14 protein-coding genes are annotated in these 15612 nt (G+C 65.6%); 5 read left to right on the forward strand and 9 right to left on the reverse strand.

The features are described 5' to 3' along the window. Positions 1 to 7 precede the first annotated feature (7 nt). From tal to pgl, 5 genes are read left to right on the forward strand one after another with little or no spacing between them, the layout of a single operon-like run. Positions 8 to 1123 (forward strand): transaldolase, encoded by a 1116-nt coding sequence (gene tal, locus ACSLGO_RS08310; RefSeq protein ID WP_436400898.1) that lies wholly within the window; start codon positions 8 to 10, stop codon positions 1121 to 1123. Positions 1124 to 1129: 6 nt separating this feature from the next. Next, positions 1130 to 2746, forward strand: a complete 1617-nt coding sequence (locus ACSLGO_RS08315; protein ID WP_152274443.1) for a glucose-6-phosphate isomerase — start codon at positions 1130 to 1132, stop codon at positions 2744 to 2746. 3 nt (positions 2747 to 2749) lie between these two features. Continuing rightward, a complete protein-coding gene (gene zwf / locus ACSLGO_RS08320; RefSeq protein ID WP_436400900.1) occupies positions 2750 to 4294 on the forward strand; it encodes a glucose-6-phosphate dehydrogenase in 1545 nt (514 codons plus the stop codon). Then, positions 4291 to 5226 carry a glucose-6-phosphate dehydrogenase assembly protein OpcA gene (locus ACSLGO_RS08325; RefSeq protein WP_091604985.1) on the forward strand — a complete coding sequence of 312 codons (936 nt, stop codon included), beginning with the start codon at positions 4291 to 4293 and terminating at the stop codon, positions 5224 to 5226. The genes zwf and ACSLGO_RS08325 overlap by 4 nt, the downstream gene beginning before the upstream one ends. Beyond that, positions 5223 to 6035 carry a 6-phosphogluconolactonase gene (gene pgl / locus ACSLGO_RS08330; protein ID WP_263126813.1) on the forward strand — a complete coding sequence of 271 codons (813 nt, stop codon included), beginning with the start codon at positions 5223 to 5225 and terminating at the stop codon, positions 6033 to 6035. The genes ACSLGO_RS08325 and pgl overlap by 4 nt, the downstream gene beginning before the upstream one ends. 87 nt (positions 6036 to 6122) lie before the next feature. On the opposite strand, the gene secG is transcribed toward pgl, so the two are convergent. From secG to uvrC, 9 genes are all read right to left on the reverse strand, one after another. After that, the gene (gene secG / locus ACSLGO_RS08335; RefSeq protein WP_091604991.1) at positions 6123 to 6374 is read right to left on the reverse strand and encodes a preprotein translocase subunit SecG; all 252 of its coding nucleotides are present in this window, start codon (positions 6372 to 6374) and stop codon (positions 6123 to 6125) included. A gap of 64 nt (positions 6375 to 6438) precedes the next feature. Then, complete coding sequence (gene tpiA, locus ACSLGO_RS08340; protein ID WP_152274441.1) at positions 6439 to 7254, reverse strand: triose-phosphate isomerase; 816 nt, start codon at positions 7252 to 7254, stop codon at positions 6439 to 6441. A gap of 89 nt (positions 7255 to 7343) precedes the next feature. Continuing rightward, positions 7344 to 8570, reverse strand: a complete 1227-nt coding sequence (locus tag ACSLGO_RS08345; RefSeq protein WP_436400904.1) for a phosphoglycerate kinase — start codon at positions 8568 to 8570, stop codon at positions 7344 to 7346. 35 nt (positions 8571 to 8605) lie between these two features. Then, on the reverse strand, positions 8606 to 9610 hold the full coding sequence (gene gap / locus ACSLGO_RS08350) for a type I glyceraldehyde-3-phosphate dehydrogenase (RefSeq protein WP_152274439.1): 1005 nt from the start codon (positions 9608 to 9610) through the stop codon (positions 8606 to 8608). 221 nt (positions 9611 to 9831) lie between these two features. Beyond that, positions 9832 to 10458, reverse strand: a complete 627-nt coding sequence (locus ACSLGO_RS08355; RefSeq protein WP_091605003.1) for a superoxide dismutase — start codon at positions 10456 to 10458, stop codon at positions 9832 to 9834. Between the two features lie 107 nt (positions 10459 to 10565). Beyond that, positions 10566 to 11546 carry a DNA-binding protein WhiA gene (whiA, locus tag ACSLGO_RS08360; RefSeq protein WP_091605006.1) on the reverse strand — a complete coding sequence of 327 codons (981 nt, stop codon included), beginning with the start codon at positions 11544 to 11546 and terminating at the stop codon, positions 10566 to 10568. Between the two features lie 10 nt (positions 11547 to 11556). Further along, positions 11557 to 12582, reverse strand: coding sequence for a gluconeogenesis factor YvcK family protein (locus tag ACSLGO_RS08365; RefSeq protein ID WP_091605010.1), 1026 nt, complete (start codon positions 12580 to 12582; stop codon positions 11557 to 11559). Further along, a complete protein-coding gene (rapZ, locus tag ACSLGO_RS08370) occupies positions 12583 to 13482 on the reverse strand; it encodes an RNase adapter RapZ (protein ID WP_091605013.1) in 900 nt (299 codons plus the stop codon). Positions 13483 to 13583: 101 nt separating this feature from the next. Continuing rightward, positions 13584 to 15587, reverse strand: coding sequence for an excinuclease ABC subunit UvrC (gene uvrC, locus ACSLGO_RS08375; protein ID WP_091605016.1), 2004 nt, complete (start codon positions 15585 to 15587; stop codon positions 13584 to 13586). Positions 15588 to 15612: the final 25 nt, after the last annotated feature.

Genomic DNA, 15612 nt, shown 5'->3' on the forward strand with positions numbered 1-15612 from the left:
GTACCCCATGACTTCAACACCCACCGCAGCGCTTTCCGAAGCCGGCGTATCCATCTGGCTTGATGACCTGTCCCGGGAACGAATCACCTCCGGTTCGCTCAAGGACCTGATCGCTGACCGCAACGTCGTCGGCGTGACCACCAACCCGAGCATCTTCGCCGCGGCCCTGGCCAACGGCGAATCCTACGCAGCCCAGGTGCAGCAGCTTGCTGACACCGGGGCCGGCGTGGACAAGGCCGTCTTCGAGATCACCACCGACGACGTCATCCAGGCGTGCGACGTTTTCGCTCCGGTCTTCGAATCAAGCGGCGGCGTTGACGGACGGGTTTCCATCGAGGTGGATCCCCGGCTCTCGCGCGACACCCAGGGCACCGTCAACGAGGCCAAGGAACTCTTTGACAAGGTTGGCCGCAGCAACGTCCTGATCAAGATTCCCGCCACCGTAGAGGGACTGCCGGCCATCACCGCCGTGCTGGCCGAGGGCATCAGCGTCAACGTGACCCTGATCTTCTCCCTGCAGCGCTACCGCGAGGTCATCAACGCTTTCATGGCCGGCATTGAGCAGGCCAGGGAGAACGGCTACGACCTCTCGAAGATCCACTCCGTGGCGTCCTTCTTCGTCTCCCGCGTGGACAGCGAGATCGACAAGCGCCTGGACGCAGCCGGTACGGACGCGGCGAAGGCACTCAAGGGCAAGGCCGGGCTGGCCAACGCCCGCCTCGCCTACCAGGTCTACGAGGAGTCCTTCGCTTCCGAGCGCTGGCAGGTGCTGGCCGCGGCCGGTGCCAACGCGCAGCGCCCGCTGTGGGCCTCCACCGGCGTCAAGGACCCGTCCCTGCCGGACACGCTGTACGTCACCGAGCTGGTGGCGTCCGGCGTCGTGAACACCATGCCGGAGAAGACGCTCGAAGCGACCGCAGACCACGGCGTGGTTTCCGGCGACACGATCACCGGTACGTACGCCGAGTCCGCTGCCCTGCTCGATGAGCTGGACGCCGCCGGAGTCGACTACAACGACGTCGTTGAGGTCCTTGAGACGGAAGGCCTGGACAAGTTCGTTGTCTCCTGGGGCGAGCTGCTGGAGACCGTAAACGCCGCACTGGAAACCGCACGGAAGGCATAAGCACCCATGACCACTCTGTCCTTTGAAGCTGCAGGAGCCGCCCGCGACGCGGTGGAGGCGCACGTCCCCGCCCTGGTCCGGGACGAGGTAGCCACCCGGCTCCTCGCCCAGGACCCGACGCTGTGGGGGCCGGACGCCGAGGCGGAGGCTTCCATCCGGCTTGGCTGGCTGAACCCGGCACCGGCTTCCCGGCCGCTTCTGGGACAGATCCGGGCGCTGCGCGAAGAACTGGCCGCCGAGGGCGTGGACCGCGTGGTCCTGGCCGGCATGGGCGGTTCGTCGCTGGCCCCGGAAGTCATTACCCGCACTGCAGGCGTAAACCTGACGGTGCTTGATTCCACGGACCCGGACTCGGTTGCGGCCGCCCTGGCGGAAGACCTTGCGTCCACCGTCCTGGTGGTTTCCTCCAAGTCCGGGTCCACCGTGGAGACCGATTCGCAGCGCCGTGCCTTCGAGGACGCGTTCACCAAGGCCGGAATCGACGCCGCCTCGCGGATCGTCATCGTCACCGACCCCGGCTCGCCGCTGGACGCGGCGGCCCGCGAGGCCGGCTACCGCGCCGTGTTCAACGCCGATCCCCATGTGGGAGGCCGCTACTCGGCGCTGACCGCATTCGGTCTTGTCCCCTCCGGCCTGGCAGGCGCGGACATCGAGGAACTCCTTGACGCAGCCGAAGACACTGCCGAGATCCTCAGCGACAACGCTGAGGACAACATTGGCCTGGCACTGGGTGCGGCACTGGGTGGAACCAATCCGCTGCGCAACAAGATCGTGATTGTTGATGAAGGGTCCGGTCTGGCCGGCTTCCCGGACTGGGCAGAGCAGCTCATCGCCGAATCCACCGGCAAGCTGCAGACGGGGCTCCTCCCCGTCGTCGCGGAGCCCGGTGCACCCGAGGTGACCGGCGGGGCACCTGATGTCCTGGTTGTGCGCATAGCTGCTCCCGAGTCCGAGGCGGAGCCCGAAGGGGACCAGGTGGTTGTTTCCGGCAGCCTCGGTGCCCAGATGATGCTCTGGGAATACGCCACCGCCGTGGCCGGGCGCCTGCTCGGCATCAACCCCTTTGACCAGCCCGACGTCGAGGCCGCCAAGAAGGCTGCCCGCGGTCTGCTGGACGCCCAGCCCGAACCGGCTGCGCCGTCGTTCGTTGACGGCTCCGTTGAGGTGCGCGGCGACGCCGCCCTGCTGGACGGCGCGCAGACCCTCCCGGAGGCGCTCCGTGCACTGCTCGGGCAGCTCGGTGAAGACGGCTACCTCAGCATCCAGGCCTACCTTGACCGGGCCGCGCAGGCGGAACTCGAGGACCTCCGCCCGCAGCTGGCCGCCGCTACGGGCCGGCCCGTGACCTTCGGATGGGGCCCGCGGTTCCTGCACTCGACCGGCCAGTTCCACAAGGGCGGACCGGCGCAGGGCGTATACCTGCAGATCACCGGCAACTCCGGGCAGGATGTCCCGATCCCAGGGCGTCCCTTCAGCTTCGGGGAACTGATTTCGGCGCAGGCAGCCGGAGACGCCCAGGTCCTCGCGGACCACGGCCGCCCCGTGCTGCGCCTGAACCTGATTGAAAGGAAGGCCGGAGCGGCCCAGCTCGCCGCGGCCCTCACGGACCTGGGTGGTAAATAACTGATGTTCCATGAGCAAGACAACGGGTCGGCGTCCCCGCTGCGGGACCCCCGCGACCGGCGTCTCAGCCGGATCGCCGGGCCGTCCTCTTTGGTGATCTTCGGCGTGACAGGAGACCTGGCACGCAAGAAGCTCATTCCGGCCATCTATGACCTGGCCAACCGGGGCCTGCTCCCGCCCAGCTTCTCCCTGGTGGGTTTCGGCCGCCGCGAATGGAGCGACGCCGATTTTGCCGGTTACGTGAAGGGCGCCGTGCAGGCAGGTTCGCGTACCAAGTTCAATGAAAGTGTCTGGGACCAGCTGGTTGAAGGAATCCGCTTTGTACAGGGCGGCTTCGACGACAACGACGCGTTCGATACCCTGCACAGCACGCTGCGGGACCTCGACGAAAAGCGCGGCACCCGCGGGAACGTCGCGTTCTACCTCTCGGTACCGCCCAAGAGCTTCGAGCAGGTCTGCCAGCAGCTTTCCAGCCACGGGCTCGCCGGTTCCGGCGACGGCCGCTGGCGCCGCGTAGTGATCGAGAAGCCATTCGGACACGACCTGCAGTCCGCGCGGGACCTGAACGCCGTCGTCGAGTCTGTCTTCCCGCCGGACGCCGTCTTCCGCATTGACCATTACCTGGGCAAGGAGACGGTCCAGAACATCCTGGCGCTGCGCTTCGCGAACCAGCTGTTCGAACCGATCTGGAACGCCAACTACGTTGACCACGTGCAGATCACCATGGCTGAGGACATTGGCATTGGCGGGCGCGCCGGCTATTACGACGGCGTGGGCGCGGCCCGCGACGTCATCCAGAACCACCTGCTGCAGCTGTTGGCCCTCACGGCCATGGAGGAACCGATTTCCTTCGACGCCGCGCACCTGCGTGCCGAAAAGGAGAAGGTCCTGGCCGCCGTCCGGCTGCCGCGCGACCTCTCGCAGCACTCGGCCCGCGGCCAGTACACGGGCGGCTGGCAGGGCGGCGAGAAGGTGACGGGCTTCCTGGAAGAGGAAGGCTTTAACCCGGACTCGAAGACCGAGACGTTTGCGGCCGTGCGCCTGGACATCAATACCCGGCGCTGGGCCGGGGTGCCGTTCTACCTCCGGGCAGGCAAACGGCTCGGACGCCGCGTGACTGAAATCGCCGTCGTCTTCAAGCGGGCACCCAACCTGCTGTTCCGCGACCATGCCGAGGACGACTTCGGCCAGAACGCCGTTGTGATCCGCGTTCAGCCGGACGAAGGTGCAACCATCCGTTTCGGGTCCAAGGTCCCGGGAACACAGATGGAAGTGCGGGACGTCTCTATGGACTTCGGCTACGGCCACTCCTTTACCGAATCAAGTCCCGAGGCGTACGAACGCCTCATCCTGGACGTGCTGCTCGGTGAACCACCGCTGTTCCCGCGGCACCAGGAAGTGGAGCTCTCCTGGAAGATCGTTGACCCCTTCGAGGAATACTGGTCGTCCCTGGATGAACAGCCCGAACCCTACGCACCCGGAAGCTGGGGACCCGCCTCCGCCGATGAACTGCTAGCCCGCGACGGAAGGACCTGGAGAAGGCCGTGATAGTTGACCTGCCGGACACCACTACGTCAAAGGTGTCCAAGAAGATCGTTGCGATGCGGGACAAGGGCGGCGTGATTGCCCTGGGCCGGGTGCTGACCCTGGTAATCGTCACTGAGCCGGACTACGTGGAAGAAGCCATTGAGGCGGCCAATGACGCCAGCCGGGAACACCCCTGCCGGGTGATTGTGCTGGCAGCCGGTTCCGCCGACGAACCGTCCCGGCTCGATGCGCAGATCCGCGTGGGCGGCGACGCCGGTGCCTCCGACGTCATCCTGCTGTACGGGTACGGGGAACTGGCCGCCGAGAGCGAGTCACTGGTTTCCGCGCTGCTGCTGCCGGATGCCCCGATTGTGGTGTGGTGGCCGCACGGCCATCCCCAGTCCCCTGCCTCTACGCCGCTGGGACGGATTGCCCACCGCCGCATCACGGATGCTGCCAACGAACCGGATCCCAAGCAGGCCCTGCTGGATCTGAGTGCCAGCTACGCCGACGGCGACACGGACCTGAGCTGGACCCGGCTCACCCTGTGGCGGATCCAGCTGGCCGCGGTCCTGGAACAGAACGGAGCGGACGGCATCAGCTCCATCACGGTGGAGGGAGCTTCCGATTCGGCCAGCACCTTCCTGCTCGCCGCGTGGCTGAAGCACGCCCTGAAGGTTCCCGTGGAGATCATCCAGGATCCGGCCGGGACCGGAATCCGGCGGGTCCGCATCGAGCGGGACGCCGGAGCGCTGGAGCTCCGCCGCCCCGAAGGCAGCACTGCCTACCTGACCCAGCCCGGACAGCCTGAACAGCGTATTGCCCTCCCCCTGAGGACACTGCATGAATGCCTCGCAGAAGAGCTGCGCAGGCTCGATCCGGACGAAGTATTCGGAGAAGTACTGACCCAGGGGCTGGCCGCGTGCCTGGCCCCGGAAGGGAACGCCGCATGAGGCACTCCCCCAAAGGCGTGACGATCCATCCTGACTTTGATGCCCTGGTGAAGGCTACGGCGGCACGGCTCGTCACGAAACTCGTGGACGTACAGAGCAGGCGCGGAGAAGCGACCGTCGTCCTGACCGGCGGCAGCGCGGGCACGGCAGTGCTGGCCGCGGTGGCGGCCGGGCCGGCACGCACCGCCGTCGACTGGAGCCGCGTGAACTTTTGGTGGGGTGACGAGCGGTTCGTCGCGCCGGACTCCGCCGAGCGCAACGCCGTACCGGCGCAGGAGGCGCTCCTGAAGCCCCTGGGCGCCGATCCCGACCGCGTGCACGAGATGCCGTCCACCGCGGACTTCGACACGGTCGAGGAAGCCGCGGCCGCCTACGCCGCCGAACTTGCTGCCGCTGCGGAGGCGGAACAGCTGGCTGAGGGTTTTGCTGCACCCGATCCGCGGCTTCCGCGGTTCGATGTCCTGCTCCTCGGCGTCGGCCCGGATGCCCACGTAGCCTCGCTGTTCCCGGAAATGGCGGGAATCCGTACCAGCGGACAGACCACTGTTGCCGTGCGAAACTCCCCCAAGCCCCCGCCGGAACGGGTGTCACTGACCCTTGAGGCGATCAACAGCGCAGAGGAAGTCTGGCTGACGGTTGCCGGCGAGGACAAGGCCGGTGCGGTGGGGCTGGCCCTGGCCGGCGCCGGGCCGGTCCAGGTGCCTGCCGCAGGTCCGCGCGGACAGCTCAAGACCCGTTGGCTGATTGACCAGGCAGCCGCCTCGCAGCTGCCCGAAAGGCTGCTTGAGACCGAGGACACCGGCAGCTAGCTTCCACGTCTCGCAGGAAAAAGAAAGGCCCCGGTCCAAGTGACCGGGGCCTTTCCTGCGTTTATCGCCTGCAGTGCCTGAGCGCTCCTACGATTCGCCGGAGAACCGCTGGATGAGGCCCAGGGCAATAATGATCAGTCCCCAGGAAATGCCGAGGACCACGGTGAAGCGGTTGAGGTTCTTCTCAGCGACGCCCGATGACCCCATGCTGGTGCTCATGCCGCCGCCGAACATATCCGACATGCCGCCGCCGCGCCCCTTGTGCAGGAGAATCAGGAGGGTCAGCAGCAGGCTGCTCAGTCCCAGCAGGACAAGCAGGATGATCTTCAGAATTTCCACTTACGGCCTTTCACGGGTGACGCATCAGAATGGAGACCTTGCTGCTGTGCAGGTCAGACGTAGGTCAGTCGGTCACCAGATGTTCTTCGAACCTGACAATATTAGCAAATTCGGCCACATCCAAACTCGCCCCGCCCACCAGCACGCCGTCGACGTCACGCTCCTTGAGGATGCTGGCAGCGTTGGATGCCTTGACGGATCCGCCGTAGAGGAGACGCACCTTGGCGGCGACGGCGTCATCGTACAGGTCAGCCAGCTCCGTGCGGATGGTGGAACACATTTCCTGGGCGTCCTCGGGCCCGGCAACCTCGCCGGTTCCAATGGCCCAGACCGGTTCATAGGCGATCACGAGCTTGGAGACTTCCTCGGCCGAGAGCCCAGCCAGGTCGTTGCGGACCTGTTCGAGAGTGTGCAGGAGGTGCTCCCCCGCCTGGCGTTCGGCCAGGCCTTCGCCCACGCACAGGACCGGCGTGAGGTTGTTGCGGAAGGCAGCCTTGAGCTTGGCATTGAGCAGCTCGTCCGACTCGCCGTGGACACTGCGCCGTTCGCTGTGGCCCACCAGCACATAACTGCAGCCAAGCTTCGAGAGGAACTGGCCGGAGATGTCACCGGTATAGGCGCCGGAGTCTTCGGGAGACAGATCCTGCGCACCGTAGCCCACCTTCAGCTTGTCTCCCTGGACCAGGGTCTGGGTGCTGCGCAGGTCGGTGAACGGCGGGAAGACAACCACCTCGACGCGGGCGTAGTCGTGCCGGGCATCACTGAGGGTCCACGCCAGCTTCTGCAGCAGGGTGATCCCCTGGACGTGGTCCATGTTCATTTTCCAGTTGCCCGCGATCAGCGGGGTGCGGTCGTACTTGCCGTTGGTGGAGGTTGTCATCTCTGCTCCGGTTTCCTAGTGAGTGGGTAAAGTTCCGCGGACACGCCGAACGGGCCCGCCGGATCAGCTCCGGCGGGCCCGTCCGGGGCCTACTTGTCGAGGACGGCAATCCCCGGGAGTTCCTTGCCCTCAAGGTACTCCAGGCTCGCGCCGCCGCCGGTTGAGATATGCGAGAAGTCGCTGTCGGAGAAACCGAGCTTGCGCACGGCCGCAGCGGAGTCGCCGCCGCCTACAACGGTCAGGCCTGAGCACTCCTTCAGCCCCTGGGCTACGGCACGCGTGCCGCCGGCGAAAGCGTCGAATTCAAAGACCCCCATGGGGCCGTTCCAGAACACGGTCTGGCCTGACCGAATGCGTTCGGCAAAGGCAGCGCCCGAAGCCGGGCCGATGTCGAGGCCGATGCCCGAGGCACCGAAGCGGCTCGTTTCCATCGAGTCGGCAGCCACCACCTCATGCTCGGCGTCCGCAGCGAACTTGTCCGCAACCACAATGTCCGTCGGGAGGACGAATTCGCAACCGGCTTCCTTGGCGCGCGCCAGGTAGTCCTTGACCGTGTCGATCTGGTCCTCTTCCAGCAGCGAAGCACCCACCTTGTGGCCCTGCGCGGCAAGGAAGGTGAACACCATGCCGCCGCCCACCAGCAGGTAGTCCGCCCGGGTCATGAGGTTCTCGATCACTGCCAGCTTGTCCGAGACCTTTGAACCGCCGAGCACCACCACGTACGGCTTGGCCGGGTCCTTGGTGAGGCGGGACAGGACCTCGAGTTCGCTGCGAACGAGGTTGCCTTCATAGGCGGGCAGGACTTCGGCGATGTCGTAGACGCTGGCATGCCTGCGGTGGACGGCGCCAAAGGCATCGTCCACGAACGCTCCGCTGTTCCCGGTCAGGGAAGACAGCTCACGTGCAAGCTCCTGACGCTCCGCGTCGTCCTTGGACGTCTCGCGCGGGTCGAAACGGATGTTCTGCAGGACCAGCACGCTGCCGGCAGCCAGCGATTCGGCCAGGTCCCGGGCGCTGGAACCAACGACGTCCTCGGCAAACTCAACCGGGAAGGGAGCGAGTTCGTCCAGCCGGTCCGCGGCGGGGCGGAGGTTGTACTTCTCGTCCGGTTTGCCCTTGGGCCTGCCCAGGTGGGCCATGACGATCACCTTGGCGCCGTGCTCGACCAGCAGCTGCAGTGTGGGAATTGAGGCACGGATCCGGCCATCGTCGGTGACGCGCCCGTCATCCAGCGGCACGTTGAGGTCGGAGCGGACCAGAACGTACCTGTTGTCAACGCCGTCGCTGATCAGTTCGTCAAGTGTCTTGATTGTCATGTCAACCTTTGTTTCTTAGCCGTTCGGGCGGGGACCTAGAGCTTCGAGGCTACGAGCGCGGTGAGGTCCACCAGGCGGCAGGAGTAGCCCCATTCGTTGTCATACCAGCCAACAACCTTGACCTCGTTGCCCATCACCCGGGTCAGCGGGGCATCAAAGATGCAGGACGAAGGATCAGTCACGATGTCGGAGGAGACAATTGGTTCGTCGGAGTAGCGCAGGTAGCCGTTGAGGTTTCCTTCGCTGGCAGCCTTGTAGGCGTCATTGATTTCCTCGACGCTGGCCTCGCGCGCCAGGTTGACGGTCAGGTCAGTCACGGAACCGGTGGGAACCGGTACGCGGAGGGCGAAGCCGTCCAGCTTTCCGTCGAGTTCGGGAATGACCAGGCCGATCGCCTTGGCTGCTCCGGTGGTGGTGGGAACGATGTTCAGTGCTGCGGCGCGGGCCCGGCGCAGGTCGCGGTGCGGCCCGTCCTGCAGGTTCTGGTCAGCCGTGTAGGCGTGCACGGTGGTCATCAGGCCGCGCTCAATGCCAAACGCGTCGTTGATGACCTTGGCAAGCGGGGCCAGGCAGTTGGTGGTGCAGGACGCGTTGGAGACGATGCTGTCTGTGGCCGGATCGTACTCGGAGTCGTTGACACCCATGACGATGGTGCGGTCGGCTCCCTTGCCGGGTGCGGAGATCAGGACCTTCTTGGCGCCGGCGTCCAGGTGCTTGCGGGCGTCGTCGGCCTTGGTGAAGAACCCGGTGGATTCGATGACAATGTCCACGCCCATGTCTTTCCAGGGCAGATTGGACGGGTCCCGCTCGGCGAGGACCTTAATGGTCTTGCCGCCTACCACCAGGTTCCCGTCCTGGACCTCGACGCTTTCGCCGATGCGCCCGGTAATGGAGTCGTACTTGAGCAGGTGGGCCAGGGCCTCGGGGCTGGTCAGGTCATTGACTGCGACAATGTCCAGATCCGCATTCTGTTCGAGTGCCGCCCGAAAGTAGTTGCGTCCGATACGCCCGAATCCGTTGATTCCAACACGAGTAGTCACTTTTGTTCTCTCCTTGATAGCGGTCGTTCGAGAATCAGTGACCTCAGTGGTGCGAGGCCACTTCAGTTGACTTCACAGGAGCGGCGCATTCCGGACCTGCATCGGCGCACGGATTGCCGGTCAGGCACTGCGCGAGCCGTTGCTTCATCTTACGCGCAGGTGCCGCCGGTGTGTGACCGGCGGCACCTGATAATCGGCGTCGAGGACGCGATTATTGCGTGTTACGCGGGCAGGATCAGCCCGGTTGCGCCGGAGCGTGCCGCGTCGAAGCGGGCAGCGACGTCGGCCCAGTTGACGATGTTCCAGAAGGCCTTGACGTAGTCAGCCTTGACGTTGACGTAGTCCAGGTAGAAGGCGTGCTCCCACATGTCCAGCATCAGCAGGGGGATGGTGCCAACCGGGATGTTGCCCTGCTGGTCATAGAGCTGCTCAATGACGAGGTTTCCGCCGAGCGGCTCGTAGGCCAGGATGGCCCAGCCGGAGCCCTGCAGGGAGTTGGCCGCAGCGGTGAACTGGCCGCGGAAACCATCGAAGGATCCGAAGAAGTCCTCGATGGCTGCTGCGAGCTCGCCTTCCGGCTTGTCGCCGCCTTCGGGAGACAGGTTGTTCCAGAAGATGGAGTGGTTGGTGTGGCCGCCGAGGTGGAAGGCCAGATCCTTGGAGAGCTTCGGGATGTTGCCGAACTCGCCCTTTTCGCGGGCTTCAGCCATCTGGGCCAGTGCGGTGTTGGCTCCGGCGACGTAGGTGGCGTGGTGCTTGTCATGGTGGAGCTCCATGATGCGCGCCGAGATGTGGGGCTCAAGGGCTGCGTAGTCGTACGGCAGTTCCGGCAGTGTGTATTCGTTCACGAAAATCCTCCGTTGATGCTCGGATCCATAGTTCCGGATGGCGGGTCCATCCGGACGTCTGATAGTGCTGCATAAATCAGCACGCTTAGTCCATCCTATGCAAGACGTTACTGGTCTAGCATTTCAGGGGTCACATTGGCTTCAGTGCCGGGAATACCAAGTTCAGCTGCGCGCTTATCCGCCATGGCAAGAAGCCGGCGGATGCGCCCTGCAATCGCGTCCTTGGTCATGGGCGGGTCAGCCAGCCGGCCAAGCTCGTCAAGGCTCGCCTGCTTGTGCGCAACCCGCAGCTCGCCGGCGTAGCGAAGGTGCTCCGGGACGTCCTCCCCCAGGATTTCAAGGGCCCGCTCCACGCGGGCGCCGGCGGCAACGGCTGCCTGGGCCGACCGCCGGAGGTTGGCGTCGTCGAAGTTTGCCAGGCGGTTGGCCGTGGCGCGGACTTCCTTGCGCATCCGGCGTTCTTCCCAGACCATCAGCGCGTCGTGGGCGCCCATGCGGGTCAGCAGCGCAGCGATGGTGTCACCGTCACGGATCACTACCCGGTCCACGCCGCGCACTTCCCGGGCCTTGGCCTGGATGCCGATGCGGCGGGCTGCACCAACGAGGGCAAGGGCAGCCTCCGGGCCGGGGCAGGTGACTTCCAGGGACGAGGAACGGCCGGGTTCGGTCAGGGAACCATGGACCAGGAACGCGCCCCGCCAGACTGCCTCGGCATCCGCGGCTGATCCGTTGACGACGACGGAGGGCAGGCCGCGTACCGGCCTGCCGCGGGCGTCAAGCAGTCCGGTCTGCCGGGCCAGGGATTCCCCGTCCTTGACCACGCGGACAACGTAGCGGTTGCCGCGGCGGAGTCCGGAACCGGAAACCACAACGATGTCGCTGGCGTGGCCGTAGACTTCCGCGATTGCGGCTCGAAGCCGGCGCGCCGTGGAGGCCAGGTCCACTTCCGCTTCAATCACGATCCGGCCCGAAATGATGTGCAGGCCTCCTGCAAAACGCAGCATCGCCGAGACTTCGGCTTTACGTACCGAGGACTTCTTCACGCTTAGGCGCGAAAGTTCCTCTTTGACTGCAGCAGTCAGCGCCACAAATACACTCCTAGCTTTCCCCAAAAATATCGTGATAGGCAGCGGCCAGCCGCAGCGGATCATGGACCGGCCCACCAGCCGCTGCCCCTACCTTACCGAAGACGGCCCGTGCGCCCATTTCCGCGGCCGCCGCCGTGAATGCGTCCCGGTCCCCGACAACCGCTGGGTCCGCCAGCACCGCGTCGATCTTGAACCCCGGCGCATAGCGCCGGATGGCGTGCAGGTGGTCCACGGCACTCATGCCCGCGGTTTCCTTCGTTTCGTTGAGCAGGTTCATGGTCAGGCAGCGGCGTGCGCTGGTTGCGCAGAGCGCATCCCTCATCTGCGGGAGGAGCAGGTGCGGGAGTACCGAGGTGTACCAGGAGCCCGGGCCCAGGATGACCCAGTCCGCCTTCTCGATGGCCGTCAGCGCGTCCTGGCAGGCCGGCGCGTCGGACGGCAGCAGCCGCACGTTGAGCACGTTGGACCGGGTGCCGGCTACGGCCAGTTCGGCCTGGCCGGTCACGGTGTCATGGCGCAGCCCGGACTCGGTCTGGCGCAGAACATCTCCCTGGATGGTGAGCGGCTGTGTAGACATCGGCAGGACCTGGCCGCGGGCGCCAAGCAGCGCGCCGGCCCACTGCAGGCCGGCCACCGGATCACCGAGGAGCTCCCACAGGGTAACGATCAGCAGGTTGCCCAGCGCATGGTTGTCCAGCGATCCCTCAACCCCGGGGCGTGACTTGAAGCGGTGCTGCATGACGTCCCGCCAGGTGCGCCCCCAGTCCGTGTCGTCACAGAGCGCGGCCAGCGCCATGCGCAGGTCGCCGGGAGGCAGCACATCCAGTTCCTCGCGCAGCCGTCCCGAGGATCCTCCGTTGTCCGCCACGGTGACCACGGCCGTGAGGTCCGTGGTCAGCAGGCGCAGCGCCGAGAGCGTGGCGGAGAGTCCGTGCCCGCCGCCCAGCGCGACGACGGCAGGAGGTTTGGTCCCGCTGGTTGCGGGAAGCGTGGACCCCTCCGGAAGCACCGGAATGGGGCCGGTGAGGAAACCCACCTACTCCCGCCCCAGGTCACGGTGGTGGGCCGCGACAGTCACGTGCGGCAGCTTGGCCAGGCGCTTGGCAAGCTCCTCGGTGACCGCAACGGAACGGTGCTTGCCGCCGGTGCAGCCGACGGCGATGGTGGCGTAGTGCTTGTTCTCGCGGCGGTAGCCGTCAATCACCGGCACCAGCGCGTCCACGTAGCGGTCCAGGAATTCTTCCGTGCCGAGGGCGGAGAGGACGAAGTCCCGGACATCGGCATCCTGGCCGGTGTGCGGGCGAAGCTGGGGAACCCAGTGCGGATTGGGGATGAAGCGGACGTCGGCGACGAAGTTCGAGTCGACCGGCAGGCCGTACTTGAAGCCGAAGCTCATGACGTTCAGCCGCAGGACTATGGGGCCCTGCTCGGAGAAGAGTTCGGTCACGGCTGTGGCCAGGGCGTGCACGTTGAGCTTGGTGGTGTCGATGATGATGTCCGCGGTATCGCGGAGTTCCTTCACGACGTCGCGTTCAGCGGCGATGCCGTCGAGGATCCGGCCGTCCTCCTGCAGCGGATGCGGCCGGCGGCCGGACTCAAAGCGCTGGACCAGGGTCTGGTCCGAGGCGTCCAGGAACAGGACCCGGTAGGTGACTCCGGCGGCCCGCAGGTTGTTCAGTGCTTCCCGGATGTCCTGGAAAAGCTCCTTGCTGCGCACGTCTATGACCACAGCGAGCTTGGGAATCGAGTGCGGCATCCGCGAGACGAGTTCGGTGAGGGTTCCGAGCATGAGCGGAGGCAGGTTCTCCACCACGTACCAGCCGTGGTCCTCCAGCGCGTTGGCCGCCGTGCTGCGGCCGGCACCGGACATGCCGGTGACAACAAGCAGCTCGGACTCGGCGGGTTTGACGCTTTGCAGCCCGTCCACTTCAGTCATTCGTCTTTCCTGTCCCTCACCGGGCTCCCCATGCAGGGAAGGGCCCGCTATTCACCGCCTGCCCGGGAAAGGTTCCGGGCAGTCCAGCCATCCCAGCCTAGCTAAGATTCAATGATTTCGCCGGTGGTCATGTTCACGGCCGGCGCAGCGTCGACGGCGGTGGATGCCAGGGCGGCCTGCAGCGCGGCAGCCATCGATGGCCCAATGCCCGGCACCTCCTGCAGCTGCGCCGCGTCGGCCTGCTTGAGCCGGCGGACGGAACCGAAGTGCTTCAGCAGTGCCTTCTGCTTAGCCGGACCAAGGCCGGGGACTGAGTCCAGCACCGAAGCGGTCATGGACTTGCCGCGTTTCTGCCGGTGGAACGTGATAGCAAAACGGTGTGCTTCGTCTCGGATCCGCTGCAGCAGGAACAGGGCCTGGGAGGAACGCGGAAGGATCACCGGGAAGTCGCTTTCCGGAACCCACACCTCTTCCAGCCGCTTGGCCAGACCCACCACGTACACGTCGGTGATGCCCAGGTCCTCAAGGGCCTTCGACGCCGCTGAGACCTGGGGCTTGCCGCCGTCGACCACCACCAGGTTGGGCGGGTACGCGAACTTTGCCTTCGGCGTTGCCGTCAGCGTGTCAGCCACCGGCGTGCCGGGACCGGGGACCGGAGCGCCGGCGCCGGGTTCGGCATCCGGAACTTCCGCGGCGGGATCGAAGTTTTCCGCCAGGTAGTGCTTGAACCGCCGTGAGATGACGTCGTACATGGACGCAGTGTCATCGCGTGCGGCCTCGCCCGTGATGGAGAAGCGCCGGTAGTCGGACTTCTTCATCAGCCCGTCCTCGGCGACCACCATCGAGGCAACCACGTTGGTTCCCTGGACGTGGGAGATGTCGTAGCACTCGATCCGCAGCAGCGGAACCGGCAGGTCCAGCGCCTCCTGCAGTTCGGACAGCGCGGCTGACCGGGTGGTGAGGTCTCCGGCGCGGCGGCTCTTGTGCAGCCGCATAGCGTCCTCGGCGTTGCGGGTGACCGTTTCCATCAGTGATTTCTTGTCCCCGCGCTGAGGGACCGAGATCTTGACCTTGGAGCCGCGCAGGCCGTGCAGCCAGACCTGTAGTTCCTCGGCGTTTTCCGGCAGCACGGGCACCAGGACGCGCCGCGGAATGCTGTCCTGTGCCGAGGCCTCACCGTAGACCTGCTGGAGCAGGTGTTCCACCATTTCGCCGGTGTCCATGTCTTCGACCTTCTCCACCACCCAGCCCCGCTGGCCGCGGATCCGGCCGCCGCGGACGTGGAAGACCTGCACCGAGGCTTCGAGCTCGTCCTGCACCATGCCGAAGATGTCCGCGTCGGTGTCCTCTGACAGGACCACGGTGTTGCGTTCGAAGACCTTCTTCAGTGCGGCGATGTCATCCCGCAGCCGTGCTGCGGACTCATAGTCCAGGTCCGCAACCGCTGCCTGCATCTGCTTTTCAAGGTCATTGATGAAGCGCTTTCCCTCGCCGGACATGAAGGAACAGAGTTCAGCGGCCAGCGCCTTGTGGTCTTCCGGGCTGATCCGGCCCACGCAGGGAGCGGAGCATTTGTCTATATATCCGAGCAGGCAGGGCCGGCCGGTGCGCTCCGCCCGCTTGAAGACCCCTGCACTGCAGGTGCGGACGGGGAACACGCGCAGGAGGGTGTCGAGTGTCTCGCGGATGGCCTTCGCCGGGTAGAACGGGCCGAAGTAGCGGGTGTCCTTCCGGCGTTCCCCGCGCATCACCTGGGCGCGGGGGTACTTCTCCCCCATGGTGACGGCAAGGTACGGATAGGACTTGTCATCCCGGAACATGATGTTGAACCGGGGATTGAATTCCTTGATCCAGGTGTACTCAAGCTGCAGTGCTTCGAGTTCGGTACCAACCACCGTCCATTCGACGCTGGTGGCCGTGAAGACCATGGCCCGGGTCTTGGGCATCAGCTGCCGGGGGCTGGCGAAGTACGAGTTCAGCCGTGAACGGAGGTTCTTCGCCTTGCCAACGTAGATGACCCGCCGGTATTCATCCCGGAATCGGTATACCCCGGGTTCGGTCGGGATCTCCCCCGTCCGGGGCCGGTAAGTTGCTGGATCTGCCACTTTTCCATCCTACGGCCCAGCCCCG

The organism is Arthrobacter sp. IK3, assembly GCF_051337705.1.
GTDB classification, from domain to species: Bacteria; Actinomycetota; Actinomycetes; order Actinomycetales; family Micrococcaceae; genus Arthrobacter_B; species Arthrobacter_B koreensis.

Bases quoted from the DNA above. Each gene is read 5' to 3' on its own strand.
- tal (WP_436400898.1), top strand. From the start codon at position 8: ATGACTTCAACACCCACCGCAGCGCTTTCCGAAGCCGGCGTATCCATC.
- ACSLGO_RS08315 (WP_152274443.1), top strand. From the start codon at position 1,130: ATGACCACTCTGTCCTTTGAAGCTGCAGGAGCCGCCCGCGACGCGGTG.
- zwf (WP_436400900.1), top strand. From the start codon at position 2,750: ATGTTCCATGAGCAAGACAACGGGTCGGCGTCCCCGCTGCGGGACCCC.
- pgl (WP_263126813.1), top strand. From the start codon at position 5,223: ATGAGGCACTCCCCCAAAGGCGTGACGATCCATCCTGACTTTGATGCC.
- tpiA (WP_152274441.1), bottom strand. From the start codon at position 7,254: ATGACAACCTCCACCAACGGCAAGTACGACCGCACCCCGCTGATCGCG.
- ACSLGO_RS08345 (WP_436400904.1), bottom strand. From the start codon at position 8,570: ATGACAATCAAGACACTTGACGAACTGATCAGCGACGGCGTTGACAAC.
- rapZ (WP_091605013.1), bottom strand. From the start codon at position 13,482: ATGACTGAAGTGGACGGGCTGCAAAGCGTCAAACCCGCCGAGTCCGAG.